Annotated in this window: 11 protein-coding genes; 10 read left to right on the top strand and 1 reads right to left on the bottom strand. The window is 61.2% G+C overall.

Annotated elements, in window-relative coordinates:
- The first annotated feature begins 143 nt into the window (after positions 1–143).
- The 10 genes from ACH6CX_RS10450 to ACH6CX_RS10405 all read left to right on the top strand — a co-directional run bounded on the left by ACH6CX_RS10450 (position 144) and on the right by ACH6CX_RS10405 (position 13,174).
- Positions 144–1,979: an IucA/IucC family siderophore biosynthesis protein gene (locus ACH6CX_RS10450; protein ID WP_237064044.1), complete on the top strand. Its 1,836-nt coding sequence runs from the start codon at positions 144–146 to the stop codon at positions 1,977–1,979.
- 160 nt (positions 1,980–2,139) lie between these two features.
- Complete coding sequence (locus ACH6CX_RS10445; protein ID WP_237064043.1) at positions 2,140–3,108, top strand: GNAT family N-acetyltransferase; 969 nt, start codon at positions 2,140–2,142, stop codon at positions 3,106–3,108.
- Positions 3,109–3,214: 106 nt separating this feature from the next.
- Entirely contained in the window at positions 3,215–4,924 is a 1,710-nt protein-coding gene (locus ACH6CX_RS10440) for an IucA/IucC family siderophore biosynthesis protein (RefSeq protein WP_237064041.1), read from the top strand.
- Between the two features lie 12 nt (positions 4,925–4,936).
- Positions 4,937–6,247 (top strand): lysine N(6)-hydroxylase/L-ornithine N(5)-oxygenase family protein, encoded by a 1,311-nt coding sequence (locus tag ACH6CX_RS10435; protein WP_237064039.1) that lies wholly within the window; start codon positions 4,937–4,939, stop codon positions 6,245–6,247.
- A 235-nt stretch (positions 6,248–6,482) separates the two neighbouring features.
- Positions 6,483–7,205, top strand: a complete 723-nt coding sequence (locus tag ACH6CX_RS10430; protein ID WP_237064037.1) for a hypothetical protein — start codon at positions 6,483–6,485, stop codon at positions 7,203–7,205.
- A gap of 296 nt (positions 7,206–7,501) precedes the next feature.
- Positions 7,502–8,332 carry a phospholipase A gene (locus tag ACH6CX_RS10425; protein ID WP_237064035.1) on the top strand — a complete coding sequence of 277 codons (831 nt, stop codon included), beginning with the start codon at positions 7,502–7,504 and terminating at the stop codon, positions 8,330–8,332.
- Between the two features lie 213 nt (positions 8,333–8,545).
- A complete protein-coding gene (locus ACH6CX_RS10420; protein ID WP_237064032.1) occupies positions 8,546–9,733 on the top strand; it encodes a phospholipase A in 1,188 nt (395 codons plus the stop codon).
- A 99-nt stretch (positions 9,734–9,832) separates the two neighbouring features.
- Positions 9,833–10,237, top strand: a complete 405-nt coding sequence (locus ACH6CX_RS10415; RefSeq protein ID WP_233006027.1) for an NUDIX hydrolase — start codon at positions 9,833–9,835, stop codon at positions 10,235–10,237.
- Between the two features lie 156 nt (positions 10,238–10,393).
- The gene (locus ACH6CX_RS10410; RefSeq protein ID WP_237064030.1) at positions 10,394–12,367 is read left to right on the top strand and encodes an aminotransferase class I/II-fold pyridoxal phosphate-dependent enzyme; all 1,974 of its coding nucleotides are present in this window, start codon (positions 10,394–10,396) and stop codon (positions 12,365–12,367) included.
- A gap of 63 nt (positions 12,368–12,430) precedes the next feature.
- On the top strand, positions 12,431–13,174 hold the full coding sequence (locus ACH6CX_RS10405) for an SDR family oxidoreductase (RefSeq protein ID WP_237064028.1): 744 nt from the start codon (positions 12,431–12,433) through the stop codon (positions 13,172–13,174).
- A 32-nt stretch (positions 13,175–13,206) separates the two neighbouring features.
- On the opposite strand, the gene ACH6CX_RS10400 is transcribed toward ACH6CX_RS10405, so the two are convergent.
- Positions 13,207–14,877 (bottom strand): acyl-CoA dehydrogenase family protein, encoded by a 1,671-nt coding sequence (locus ACH6CX_RS10400; RefSeq protein WP_233006024.1) that lies wholly within the window; start codon positions 14,875–14,877, stop codon positions 13,207–13,209.
- Positions 14,878–14,907 lie beyond the last annotated feature (30 nt).

Below are 14,907 nucleotides of genomic sequence, written 5' to 3'. Positions count from 1 at the left end.
GTATTTGAATTTATTTGCCTTTGTCGGAGTATCGGCCCGGGTTGGGTGGATTCGGCATTCCCCGCTGAGCAGAGAATCCGTGGGGATTGCACCGGAGTATCGCCGGAATCGGTGCGCGAACAGCGGAATACAGGAGTCAGTCCATGGGAGAGGCCTTACAGCACCTGTTGGGACAGCGGGAAATGGCAGGGCAGGGAACAGTTACGCAGACAGGGGCTGCTCCGGCGAGTGAGTGCCGGGATGCCGAGAGGCTGTCTGCCAACAGCTTTTTCAACGCGCTGCTACGTGAGAGTGGGGTGGGACAGTGGCATGAGACCGCGGCTGGACTACCCGCGGCCGTAACGCCTCCCGCAGTCGCGCTCGAGCTGCCGCAAAGCGCTGCGCGCCTGTGGCTCAGTGTCCGCTACCGCAGCAGGGCTGGTCGGCACCAGTTCGAGCTGCCATTGCTGGTAGAGCGCGGGCAGGGCCAGTGCGAAGTAATTTCCCTCACGGATGCAGCGGAACTCGTTGCGGGGGAACAGGGCTTTTTCCCCGATGCAGGGCCGGATTCCCGGCGCGAGTTCGTCCGGCGTACTGAAGAGAGCGTGCGCAATATGTCCCTGGCGATTGAGGCGCGGCGCGAGGAATTTACGACGATATTCTCCGCACCGCTGGACTTTGCCGATGCGGAGCAGGCACTCCTGTGCGGTCATGCCATGCACCCGACGCCAAAGAGTCGAGAGCCGCTTACGGACTCTGAAGCAATGCAGTACGCGCCTGAATTTGGCCGGGGCTTTCCCCTCCAGTGGCTTGCTGTGGCAGCGGAACGCCTTGGGGGTGGCAGCGGAAGCAGCGACACGGCCGATGAGTTTGCCTGCAGCCTATGGCACGAGGAGTTTACCGGCCAGCCCTTTCCCGAGGGGTTTATCCCATTTCCCGCGCATCCGTGGCAGTGGCAGCAGCTGCGCCGGGATGCCCGGGTCGCTGCGCTCCTGCAGAGCGGCGATATCCTGCAGCTGGGTTCCGGCACCCGGCCGTGGCGGGCTACTTCCTCATTGCGGGCTTTGTACAGCGAGGACAGCCCTTTCATGCTCAAGTTCTCACTCAGCCTGCGCCTTACCAATTCCGTGCGCACCCTGCTACCCAGGGAAATGGCCCGCGGGCTGGAAGTGCCCCGGGTGCAGCGCACACCGGTGGGGCGGGAGTTCGCCGAGCGCTACCCGCATTTTGCAGTGTTGGCGGAACCCGCTTACCTGCTGTTACTCGACCGGGACGACCAGCCTGTAACTGAGAGCCTGGTGATGTTCCGGGAAAACCCTTTCCTCGGTCATGCTGCCCGAAATACCAGTCTTCTCGCGACCCTGACCCAGGACCACCCGGGGAGGGCGGACTGCCGGGCGGCACAGATGATTTATCGCCATGCCAAGACGCAGGGAATACCTGTCGCTAATGCTGCGCGCGAATGGTTCGGGCGGTTCCTGGATGTGATTGTTGAACCCCTGCTGATTGCCCAGTCTGATTACGGGCTGTTGTACGGCGCCCACCAACAGAACCTGATTATCGCATTCGAGGGCGACCTGCCCCGAGCCGGGTACTTCCGTGATTGCCAGGGCAGTGCCTATAGCCCACTGGGTAAATCCCTGTTACGGCCCTACCTGCCGGATCTTGCAACGGATACCGAGAACCTGCTCAACGAGACCATGGCCAACCGGTTGTTCGTTTATTACCTGGTTGTGAACAGTTGTTTCGGCCTGATTGGTGCGCTGGGTGCTACGGGCGTGCTGTCTGAGGTCGAACTGCTGCAGCAACTGCGCACGCGCCTGCAGGCCCTTGCCGACGGCCCACGCCGGGATACCAGTTGCCTAGATTACCTGCTCGGCTCGAAGCAACTCTGGGCCAAGGGAAACTTCCTGTGTGCCATGCGGGGCATGAATGAGACCACTACGGAAGATCCGCTCGCCATCTATCACACCATGGATAACCCGTTGCTGGCCCCGTGACTGGGCATGGCGGCGAAAGGACTCCGGTAACTGACCACAATTTCCACCCGATACAAGATTCATCGATAACGACAGGGAACTTGCAATGAAGAGGCAACGGGTACTTAACGAACTGAGTGTACCGACTACATATGGGGGAGCGGATGGTGACTGCGGGCAATTGCCTGACGGTCGTGCCTGGTCTATCCGTGGCAATCAAATTGATGGCGAACTCGGGTCCGGGCGGGAACTGGTAATCAGCATGGACCTGGGCCGGGGGGAAGCTCGCCTTGATATCCCGGGAAGCGAAGCGTCTCAAGTCGAACTGGATTCGCTGGCTCCATGGATGGAATGGCTGTTCGCAAGCGACGGGGCCCTTGAGCGCATTGTCCCCGGCAGCAACCTGCGGGCCGCTGTCCCTGGGATCCACGGTGTGATTGAACGGGCTGAATTTTTCCAGTCGCAAGGAGACTGGTACCGGGGAGTGAATGGAGGGAGCGTACCACTGCAATGGGTACAGGGAGAAGGTGAGGGGGGGCGTCATCCCCTGCGCCGGGAAGTGCCTGCCGGTGAGGTATTTCGGCGGCACTGTTATTCCCTGGGAATGGACTTTACCCTGCGGCGTGTTGATCCGGCCCTGGATACAAAGCGCTTTGTGGACTGGATGAACCAGCCGCGGGTGGCAGAGTTCTGGGAGGAACAGGGTGATGCAGGAAAGCAGCGCCGCTATATCGAAAGCGTGCTGGCAGAACCGCACAAGGATCCAATGATCGCAGCATTTGATGGTCGTCCCTTCGCCTATTTTGAACTCTACTGGGCAATGGAAGACCGGCTGGGGGCATACTACGATGCGCAACCGTATGACCGGGGATTACACCTGCTGGTGGGGAACCCGGAATTTCTCGGGCGCCGTTTTGCCCATGCTTGGCTCGAATGCATTTTCCATTTCATGTTCCTCGATGATGATCGCACCCAGCGTCTCGTCGGCGAGCCACGCGCCGATAATCACGGCATACTCAAATATATCGAACATATGCCCGGCTGGCGCAAAGTGAAGGAATTTGATTTTCCCCACAAGCGTGCGGCGCTGGTCATGGGAGAGCGCGGTGCTTTTTTCCGCGGCATGGCTGGAGGGGGTCGCTGTGACTGAAGCGAATTCAGGGACGGCCCCGACACAGCCCACAGAGCATGACTGGGAACGTGCGAACACTGCGCTTATTGCCAAGTCATTGGCAGAACTCTGTTATGAGGAGGTAATGTCAGCCGAGCAGGTTACGCCTGGCAAGTACCGTGTTGCGCTCGCTTCGGGTGCGCATTATGAGTTTGCCGCTCGTGAGACTATCTGGACCTGGCTCGATATCGATTGCGCCAGCGTACAGCGTAGTTACAACGGCCAGCGCACCGCAGCGACGGACGCGGCCCAGTTTTTTGTCGATGCCGGTGAAGACCTTGCTTTGAGCGCGGCCACACTGGGCAACCTGTTGCATGAAACCGCCAATACGCTGGCTGCAGATACTGCTCTGCTGGAGTCCCGTCGTGGAATAACAGCGGGTGCCCTTGCAAAGCTACCGGACGAAAAACTCCAGTGTCTCCTGGATGGTCATCCCAAGGCGATCGTCAACAAGGGCCGTATCGGCTGGGGCGCGGGAGAGTTTGCCCATTACGGTACCGAGTCGGGGGCGGGTGTGGGCCTGGTCTGGTTGGCAGTGAAACCGGGCGTGGCGGTTTTTGGGAACCACCGTGACTGGGATTTTGCATGCCTGCTCGAGCAGAGCATGGATAAGTCAGAGTTACAGCGCCTTGCCAGGGGGTGCCGGTCTCACGGGATAAACTGGGATGAGTACCTGCCCTTGCCGGTTCACCCGTGGCAATGGGAGCGGCACATCCGCCATAACTACGGCGGGATGATTGCCCGTGGTCAGATCCGGTACCTCGGCACTTTTGGCGATGAATACCTGCCGCAGGTTTCCCTGCGCACGCTCTCGAACCTGAAGAGACCAGCGGCCCTGCACCTGAAGCTGCCGCTCACGGTTCTGAATACATCCTGTTACCGCGGTATCCCCGGCCAATATATGGCCTGTGGTCCGGCACTGTCGCAGTGGATGCAGGCACTATGTGAAGAGGACCCTCAGCTGAAAATGCGGGAAACGGGCGTGATGCAGGAAGTGGCAGGGATCCACGTGCCCCATCCACATCACGAACAGGTTGCGGGAACTCCCTATCGCTACCGGGAAATGCTCGGCGTTACCTGGCGGGAGAGCCCGGTTTCACACTGCGGTACGGGGGAGCGTTGCCTCATGGCCGGAGCCCTATTGCAATGTGATGACCACGGCAGGTCAGTCGCTGGTGCACTGATCGAGTCCTCCGGACTGGGGCCGCGAGACTGGTTACAAAAGCTTTTCGACAGGGTGGTGGTGCCGCTTTACCACCTTCTCTGCCGTTACGGGGTGGGCCTGGTCGCGCACGGGCAGAACCTGACCCTGATGCTGCGCAATGATGTCGTAAACGGTGTCCTGCTCAAGGACTTCCAGGGCGACCTGCGCCTGGCAGAGGGGCGCTTCCCCGAGCGGGACGGACTGCCACCGAGCGCGGACCAGGTGCTGTCGCGACTGCCGGCGGCACACCTGACGCACGATCTATACACCGGTCATTTTGTTTCAGTGCTCCGCTATCTGTCTGCACAGTTGGAGCGGGAAACTGGGCTGGAGGAACTGGATTTCTACCGCTCCCTGGCGGGAGTACTACGTCGCTACCAGGAAGAAGCGCGAAGTAACTGGCCGGATATGGATGAGCGGTTTGCCAGCTTCGATATCTTCCGGCCAGCCATGGAGCGGGTATGTATCAACCGTGTGCGGCTGCAGCAGGGGTATGACGACACCGGCGATAGACCCGTGCCCGCTATCGGTACGCCGCTGGAGAACCCCCTGTGGCTCGCAGATCACCAACCTTCAGAACAAGGATTTTAACGAGGCCCAAGCATGGATACTCCCCTAGACCTGGCCGGCATCGGGGCCGGTCCTTTCAACCTCTCCGTGGCTGCTTTGTTGCACCGGCAAGCGCTGGCCTATCGTTTTTTTGACAGTAAAGCCAGCCATTCCTGGCATCCCGGGTTGATGTTGCCAGGCGCCGAGTTGCAAACTTCCTATCTCAAGGACCTGGTAACACCGGTTGACCCCACCAATCCCTACAGTTTTCTTGCGTACCTGGTTGCCAAACGGCGCTTCTATGATTTCCTGAACGCAGACCAGCCGGCGATTGGGCGACGCGAGTTTGCCGATTACCTGGCATGGGTGGCCGAGCGGCTGGCGGGGTTGAACCGGTTGCAGATGGGCAGCTGCGTAGAGCGGGTAATGGACCGGGATCACTGGTTTGAGCTGGAAATGGACGTGGCGGGCAAAAGCCGGCTCGTGCGGGCACGCAATCTGTGTGTTGCCGCCGGCAAGGAACCGTACATACCGGACTGCGCGCGGCCATTGCTCTCGGACCACTGTTTTCACGCGCTGGAAACCGCCCTTCGGCAACCTGCGGTGCAGGGACTGCGGGTCGCGGTCGTTGGCGGTGGCCAGACAGGGGCGGAGTTGGTTCTCAACCTGTTGGACGGTCACTGGGGCCACCCCCGGCGGGTGCTATGGATCTCCCGTCGCGAGAATTACCTTCCACTCGATGAAACGCCTTTTACTAATGCGTGGTTTAGCCCCGACTACGTGGATGTATTCCATCGCCTGTCGGGGGTGCGCCGTGAAGAAATCGTCGAGGCCCAGAAACTGGCCTCTGACGGTATCTCGACAACCACGCTGAAGGCGCTTTACCGGCGCTTCTATGGATTGGTGCACCTGGAGGGGAAGGGCGACGGCATCGCGCTTCTGCCGGGACGCGAGCTATGCGAACTTTCACGCACCGGCAGTTATGAGCTGGGCCTTTATAACAGCCTCGAGGGGGCTCCCGAACATTACCGCGCAGACCTGGTAATCCTCTGCACCGGCCTGCAGGAAACCATTCCGCACTGCCTTGAGCCCCTGCGGGAGCGTTTCTTGCTGGATGGGCAGGGAAGACTGGTCCTCAATCGTGCGTTTGCGGCGGACCTCCGTGGTGCCACCGGGCGGCAGGTATATATCCTCGGTGGCGGCCGCTACACACATGGGATCGCAGAGCCACAACTCAGCCTGGCGGCATGGCGGGCGGCGCGGGTTGTCAACGACCTGGTGGGAAGTAGTCTCTACGATACTGGCCAGGCGGGAGGAATAATGCAGTGGTCGATGGCAGGGGAGGAGGCATCTGCGGTGGCCTGAGCCGGCCCTGTCGCGTCCGAGCCGATGCCCCGGCCGCGACAGGATTACATTTATCCCGGTAGTTCCGATAGCGATGCGGCCTGCCGGAAGCATGCACCATGCTGGCGCAAATACTATTCAGGGTCCCCTGTCGCGCCAATCGCGGCGTTTTTCTCCCTCCTTGTGCAATACTTTTTCATGCATTAGTCCCGTGTATTCACAGGGTTGTGTTCACAGGACGTTGAGGAGGTTGAAAATGCGATTGAAGTCCAATCTGGCGCAGGGACGCTACTACTACAGCTGCGATGGCCGGGAGATGCCGGTGCGGGATTACTGGCAGCTGGGCCGGGATGAGGCGGATCGCCAGGTGCTGATCAGCCAGCGCCTGGTGGGGTCCGAGCGGTTTGGCCTGGAGGTCGGTGCGGTGCTGGACCGGGGCCTGGTGACGGAATGCGAGCTGAGCTGGCGCGATGAGGTCGACGAGGTGACAGCCCGCTATCGACTGCTGGGCGAGGGGCCCGGGGCGCAGATGCTCGGCAACGATATCGAGGCACACTGGAGCGGACCCAATGGTCCCCAGGAGGCTCGGGTCGGGGGCCGTTCGCGGCTGCTGTTTCCGCTGATGCGAATCTTTATGGGGCCGTTACTGCTCAAGCTGGAACAGTGCGAGCGGGGCCTGGAGGTGGTATCGCCGGACATTGTTGATCCCTCCCAGCGCGGTAAGCTGCTGGCACCGCGCGTTAGTCACAGGACGGCACGTGCGATGTCCAGTGTCGGCACCAACCAGGGCGCCCACGAGCTGGGGCCGGACGTAGTCGGCTATATCTACCAGGGTGATGAGGCGGAACGCGACGCCCACTGTTATGTCGATGAGCGCGGCCTGCTGGTGGGGTACGACTGGCCGTCGAGCACCGGGCGACTGTGGCAGGTCAGGTTGCGCGACCTGGAGTGGTCCGGGGCGCTGGGCGCATTGGTGTGACCAGTCCCGCAGCAGGGAGGGATCAAGCAGTTCGACCGTACCAGGTCTAGTCTTTGGGGGTGTTCGGGCTTTAACAGGGAGTCAAAGCCGTGTCGAATGCCCTCAGGGATTGGTGGGCTGCCCCAATCATCTTACTGCTTTGCTTGCAGCCCGGACAGGTTGCCGCAGAGAAGAGCCTGCCCGGGCCAGTGTCGCAAGATGCGCGCTGTGAGCCTTATCATGGCGGGGTGGGTGCCACTGCAGCGGAGATTCCGCCAAACGGGTCCAACTGTACCCCGGCAGAGATCGCCAGGGGCTTGGAAGTTCAGGATCTCCCTGAGCCCTCCACTGATGTTGCTGGACCGCCGGCACGCGCCCCCGCCAGCGATCGGGTGGAAGCTGTCCGGGAGGCCGCCCGCAACCGCTTCTCGCTGGCGTCGCACAAGGTCAATTACGTTCTCCCCGCTTCCTACAACGACGCCCTCAGTACTGAGCCGGGGCCTCGTGGGCAGGCCTACCGCGATCTGGAAATGCAATTCCAGCTCTCTGTCCAGGTGCCGCTCTGGAGCGGTTTCCTGGGCAAGTCGTCCTTCGTAAGTCTCGCCTACACCAACCGCAGTTTCTGGCAGGCATACAGCAGTTCGGCACCTTTCCGGGAGGTGAATCATGAGCCGGAGCTGATCATGACCTGGTTAAGTGATTGGGATTTCCTCGGGTTTCAGTGTGTGGCCAGCCAGCTGGGTGTCAGTCACCAGTCCAATGGGCGGGGGGATGAATTTTCCCGGGGATGGAATCGGGTATATACGAATTTCATGTTCGAGCGCGGCGACCTGTTCCTGAATTTCCAGCCCTGGTATCGCCTGCCCGAAGATGAAATTGGTGACGATAATCCCGATATCGAGTTTTATATCGGGAATTTCCAGTTGCACGGCGGATATCGTGCGGCCAGTCACAGTGCCTCGTTTGTGTTGCGTAACAACCTGCGTTCGGATAACCGCGGATCAGTCGAGTTACGCTGGAGCTTCCCGATCGGTGGGCGCGTGCACGGGTTCGTCCGTTATTTCAATGGCTACGGGGACACACTGCTGGATTACAATCGGGAGCAGGAGTCTCTCGGGCTGGGAATCGAGCTGGCGCGCGGGCTCTAGGCCTACGCATCAGTGGTCGCCAATACTTCCCCGGTAAAAGGATAGTTACCATGAATTTACTCACCCGGTGTATGGAATTCATTGGCCGAGAGGGTATCTCTCGGTAAGTATCAGTCGGATGCTGGCGCTTGGCGTTCCAGATCAGGGCAACCTGTGTATGATGCCGACTGGAACATATCCGGCGGTCGCCGGTTTTTGGTTGGGGAGGGAAATTTGTCGGAGCGTCAATTTTCGCTGGGCCTGCTAGTGCCCTTTTTGCTGGTTGGTGTTATGCCCGCTGCGGCGCAGCAGGCTGAAGCCACCGGTGCCGGCCCTTTGCCGGCAGGAGAAGCCACTGTTACCAATGTCTCTAGCGATGCCCCTGAGGGAGGGAACGCGGATGACGAAACCGTTTTTTCCCAAGAGCTGACCCTCGGGGAACGCGAGGAGGCCTGCTTGCGGGAGCAGCTGCTGGTGGCCCCTGCCAGCATCACACTCGAGGAAATGCGGCGCTTCTGCGCCCAGCGTGTGCGGGAAACGCCGGATGAGCGTGAGCCGCAGCCGGTGTTCGGTACGGTCACCGAGCCTCTGCCGGGCGAGACGGAGACCACCGTGGCGCCGGAGTCCAGCAAGGCTGCCCAGGCGATCCGCGACGCTGCCAACAACCCGTTCACGCTCGCGTCCCACAAGGTCAATTACCTGCTGCCGGTGGTTTACAACCCTTCACCGAATGAGGCCGGCCTGGAGGATTTCCAGGTCAATGGCGTAGATATCGACCTGGATGAAATCGAGGTACAGTTCCAGCTTTCGGTGCAGGTGCCCATCTGGCGGGGCTTCCTGGGCCAGGCCTCGTTTATGAGCCTGGCGTACACCAACAAGAGCTTCTGGCAGGCGTACAATTCGGACGATTCCTCGCCGTTTCGCGAGACCAACCACGAGCCGGAGCTGCTGATGACCTGGCTCAACGACTGGTCCCTGTTCGGTTTCCAGAATGTGGCCAACCAGTTGGCGATCAACCACCAGTCCAACGGTCGCAGTGAGCCATTGTCCCGCAGCTGGAACCGGGTCTATGCCAACTTCTTCTTCGAGCGCGAGAATATATTCATCAGTTTCAAGCCCTGGTATCGCATTCCGGAGGACCGCGATGACGATGATAACCCGGACATCGAGGCCTACCTGGGGCACTTTGAACTGGCGGGCACTTACAGTGGGGACAATGGCCACAGCGTGTCGCTGATGCTGCGTAACAACCTGCGCTCGGACAATCGCGGTGCGGTTGAGCTGCGCTGGGGCTTCCCGCTTGGTGGCCGCGTGCGGGGCTTCGTCAAGTACTTTGGTGGTTATGGGGAAAGCCTGATCGATTACGATGAGTCAGTGAATACTCTGGGTATCGGCTTTGAGCTGGCCCGCGGGGCGCAATAGGTGGTTGCCCTGATGGAGTAGCAACGCCCGGGCTTTTGGCGGATACTGGTCAGGGCCGCCTGGCCCGGCCTTCACAGGGCTCCAGTAGAAGGAGTGAGCATGGGATTTGAAGATACCTATCGCCTCAGTGCCCACGCCGTGATTACCAATGAACTGGGCGAGGTGCTGCAGCTCAGGGCCACCTATGCCGATCGCAACTGGGGCCTGCCGGGTGGGGCGCTGGATCCGGGCGAGACGATTCATGAAGCCCTGTTGCGCGAGTGCCGCGAGGAGCTGGGACGGGAAGTCCGGATCGATTACCTGAGCGGCGTGTATTACCACCGTGTTTACCGCTCGCATGTCTTTATCTTTCGCGCCCATTTTGCCGACCACGGCGCCATCTCCCTGTCCGACGAACATTCCGAGCTGGCATATTTTGCCCTGGACGACCTGTCGCCGGTGCAGCGACAGCGGGTGCTCGAATGCCTGGAGTTCGATGGCCGGGTGCGCAGCGACAAGTTTTGACCCGTTCCGGGGAAGCCTGTCGGCTGGCGTTTTTTTCTTTACGTTCCGGTTCGCTCCTGAACCCCTGAAAAATCAGTGAGTTAAGTTCCGGAGGGACACCCCGGCGCCACTGCAGCAGCTATGCTCAAGGGGTGAGTTACCCTTTGGGACCCAAGCATGCCTGACCTGGGCAATCTGACCGAACGCCGCCAGCCGCTGGAGTGCCGGGTTGTCCTGATCAGCTCGGACCCACAGCTGGCGGGCGACTGGGTCGAGGCGCTGAATATCACCGCAGCCCAGCATGAAAACCCTTTTGGCCTGCGTTTCGAGTCGGTGCCACTGCCGGGAGTCGACCGCCTGATGCGGGAGGAAACCCACCTGCAGGCGCTGATTGTCGATGCGGGTGCGGAGCCGGCCGGCCTCACCGCGGCGGAACAGCTGGTGGATCGGTTGCACGCGTTCCGGGCGCAGCTGGATATCTTCCTGGTGGCGCAGGATTGCTCGTTATCGGTTTCCGCACGCCAGCGTTTCGACGAACTGTTCGACCGGCGCGAAGGCAACTTCAACCAGATGTTCCGGCTGGTGCAGGCGTTTATCGCCCGTCGCGCTTCCACGCCCTTCGCCGATACCCTCAAGCAGTACGTATTCAGTGCCCGTGACGCCTGGCATACCCCGGGGCACTCTGGCGGTGACAGCCTGCGCAACAGTCCCTGGGTGAGTGATTTTTACCGCTTTATGGGCGAGCACATTTTCAATACCGACCTGTCGGTGTCGGTACAGGTGCTGGACAGCCTGCTGGAACCCCACTCGGTAATCCAGGAGGCGCAGGACCTGGCGGCGAAGACTTTTGGTGCCGAGCACACGTTTTTCCTCACCAACGGCACTTCCACCGCCAACAAGGTGGTAATCCAGCAGGTACTGGGCGGCGGGGGCAAGATCATCGTCGACCAGGCCTGTCACAAGTCAGTTCACCATGCGATTGTGATGAATCGCTGCGAACCGGTTTACCTCAAGTCCACGCTGCATCCGGAGTACGGGATTTACGGGCCGGTGCGCCGCGCGGACCTGGAGTGGGCGCTGGAGGAACATGGCGATGCCCGCCTGCTGGTGGTGACTTCCTGCACCTACGATGGGCTGCGCTATGACCTGCGGCCGATCATCGAACTCGCCCACCGCCAGGGCGTGAAGGTGCTGGTGGACGAGGCCTGGTATGCCCACGGCTACTTTCACCCGGAGTTGCGGCCCACCGCGCTGGAATGCGGTGCCGACTATGTCACCCAGAGCACCCACAAGATGCTGTCGGCATTCTCCCAGGCCAGCATGATCCATGTGCAAGACCCGGATTTCGACGAGTTCCGCTTTCGCGAAAACCTGAATATGCACGCTTCCACCAGTCCCCAGTACGCGATGATTGCGAGCCTCGACGTGGCGCGCAAGCAGATGGCGATGGAAGGTTACAGCTGCCTGCGGCGCTGCATGCTGATGGTGGAGAAACTGCGCCGGGCACTGGATGAAACCGGGGTTTTCCGGGCGCTGGAGCTGGAGGACCTGATTCCCGCCCCACTGGCCGGCGACAATATCCGGCTGGACCCCACCAAGGTGACCATCGATATTTCCGCCAGTGGCTACTCGGGCAAGGAGATGCAGATCCGGCTCTTTGACCAGTACGGTATCCAGGTGGAAAAGACCACTTACAACACCGTGAGTGTGCTGGTAACCCTGGGCAGCACCGAAAGCAAGCTGCTGCGCCTGATTCACGCATTCAAGCAACTGGCACAGCAATGTCGCCGTCGCCCCTATATCGGCAGCCCGAGACGGTTGCCGGAGTTCACGCGCCTCACCTGCCTGCCCGCGGACGCCTATTTCTCCGATGCGGAGGAGCTGCCGCTGATGGACAACGGCATCCAGGCCGAGCGACGCCTGGTGGGACGCACCAGCGCCGATGAGATAGTGCCTTACCCGCCGGGAATCCCGGTACTGGTGCCGGGCCAGGAAATCTCCGCGGAAATTGTCCAGTTCCTGCAGCAGTTATTGCAGGCCCAGACCGCAACCGAGATTCACGGGCTGATCTTCCGCTCCGATGAGCCGATGCTGCGGGTGGTACGTGAACGGCCCCCTGTTGAGGGTGACACCGACGGCACTGAACCATAGGCCGCGGAACCGCGTATTGCCGGCCACAGGCCCTGGTTGAATCAAACGGGAAGGGAGGAAGTCGTGGTCGATAAACCCCATGCCGAACCGGAATCCGTGTTGGTGGCCGGCGCCGGCGGCGGTATTGCCGATGCAATCCTGTCGGAGGTGGCAAGGCGCTGGCCGGACGCGCAATTGCTGACCATGAGTCGCGAGCGGGAGCTGGAAACCGATATTGCTCATGGACACTGCAGCCTGGAGCTTACAGAACCGGAGGCGGTAGAGACGGCACGGGAGTTTCTCCAGGAGCAGGGGGCGGCCCCGTCCTGGGTAGTGCACTGTTGTGGCATTCTCCACGACGACAACCACGGGCCGGAAAAATCCCTAGACCAGTGCCATGACGACTGGCTGCTGCAGTCCATGCGCATTAATGTCATCACGCACCTGCACCTGGCCCAGGCGCTGGCGCCGTTACTGAAAAAGCGCCGGCCATTGGTGTGGGCTTCCCTGTCGGCCAAGGTTGGCAGCATCGGGGATAATGGCCTTGGCGGGTGGTACAGCTATCGAATGAGCAAGGCCGCACTCAATATGCTGGTGCGCAACCTCTCGATTGAGTGGGGCCGCAAGGTGGATGATTGCTGTGTGGTCGCCATCCACCCGGGCACCACCGATACTGCGCTGTCCAGGCCGTTTCAGGAGAATATCAAAGACGATAGGCTCTACAGCCCCGCCACCAGTGCCGGGCGCATCATCGATGTGCTCGGGCAGCTCACCGGGGAGAAAAACGGCAAACTGCTGTTCTGGGACGGCGAGGTCCTGCCCTGGTAGCTGCCGGGTCGTGGCCGGGCAGCGGGCCAGTATCAGGAAACCAGTGGATTGCCCCGTTCGATGATTCTGCCGGTATCAAGCCCGGTGGGCAGGGTGCCGGTACTGTGGACGCCCTTGCTCGCCAGCCGGGAGGCGATAAACGCCTCGGCCACGGTACTGTCGCCGCCCTGTACCAGCAGGTGGGCCTGCATGGTGAGTGCCAGCTGGTCTACCAGGTGGCGCGCCCGGTATTCGAGCTGGTCCAGGTTGGCCATCTCGTTCTTGAGGCCGGTTACCGCCCGGTCCAGGTTGGCATCAGCCCCCGCGCTCCGCTCCAGTTCCTCGTACCAGGCCAGCAGTACCGCCGGGGTCTTGCCGATGGCGCGCAGTACGTCCAGCGCCTGGATATTGCCGGAGCCCTCCCAGATGGCGTTGATGGGGGCGTCGCGATACAGGCGCGCGGTGATAAAGTTTTCCACCACGCCATTGCCCCCCAGGCATTCCATGGCCTCGTAGGCGTGGTGGGGGGTGCGCTTGCAGATCCAGTATTTGCCCGCCGCCGTGCCCAGGCGCATCAGCAGTTGCTGTTGCTCATCGTCCAGGTGATCCAGTGCGCGAGCCATACGCATGGTGATGGCAATGGAACCCTCCACTTCCAGCTGCAGGTCTGCCAGGACATTCTGCATCAGGGGCTGGTCGAGCAGGGTTTTGCCAAAGGCCTTGCGGTGTGCGGCGTGATGGATGGCCTGCACCACCGCCTGCCGTTGTCCGGCTGACGAGCCGATCATGCAGTCGAAGCGGGTGGCGGAAACCATCTCGATTATGGCGTTCACTCCGCGCCCCTCTTCGCCAATCAGCCAGCCCAGCGCACCGCGCATTTCCACTTCGGAGGATGCGTTGGAAACATTGCCCGACTTGTCCTTCAGTCGCTGTACCTGCAGGGGGTTTTTGCTGCCGTCCGGACGCCAGCGTGGCACCAGGAAGCAGGACAGGCCACCGGGCGCCTGGGCCAGCATCAGGAAGGCGTCGCACATGGGGGCGGACATAAACCATTTGTGCCCCACCAGCTCGTAGGCGTTCAGGGTGTGGTCGCCGGTCAGCCGTGTGGCGCGGCTTGTATTGGCGCGCACGTCCGAGCCGCCCTGCTTCTCGGTCATGCCCATGCCAATGGTGAGCGCCGCTTTCTCGGTATAAGGCCGATTGCTGGAGTCATAGCTGCGGGCGGTGACCTTGGGCAGCCACTCGGCGGCCAGGTGCGGGTTGAGTTTCAGTGACGGCACGGAGGCGAAGGTCATGGTGATGGGACAGCCGTGACCCGACTCCAGCTGGCTGTGCAGGTAGTACTTGGCCGCGCGGGCTACGTGCGCGCCGGGTTTGGGATCAGTCCACGGCGCGCTGTGCAGGCCCTCGCTCAGTGCCAGCTGCATCAGCTGGTGGTAGGCCGGGTGATAGCGCACCAGGTCGATACGGTTGCCGGAGCGGTCGTGGCTCTCGAAGCGGGGCTTGTGCTCATTGGCGAGAAAACCGCGCTCGATCATCTCCGGCCGGCCACAGACTTCGCCATAGCGTTGCAGGTCGTCCTCGGCCCAGTGGCCACCATTGTGGTTGACGGCATCGCGCAATGCCGCGTCACCGGCAAACAGGTTGTGGCCTGCCAGCGGTGGGGCCTGGTTGGTGACTTCGTGGGTATATGCCGAGTCGGCACTGAATTCGGCTTCGCGCATGGCGGACCTCGCAGGGACTGGTTTTATTCT

Origin of the sequence: Microbulbifer sp. JSM ZJ756 (assembly GCF_044383805.1) — a bacterium.
Taxonomy (GTDB): domain Bacteria; phylum Pseudomonadota; class Gammaproteobacteria; order Pseudomonadales; family Cellvibrionaceae; genus Microbulbifer; species Microbulbifer zhoushanensis.
This window is presented reverse-complemented; position numbering and strand designations above follow the sequence as displayed.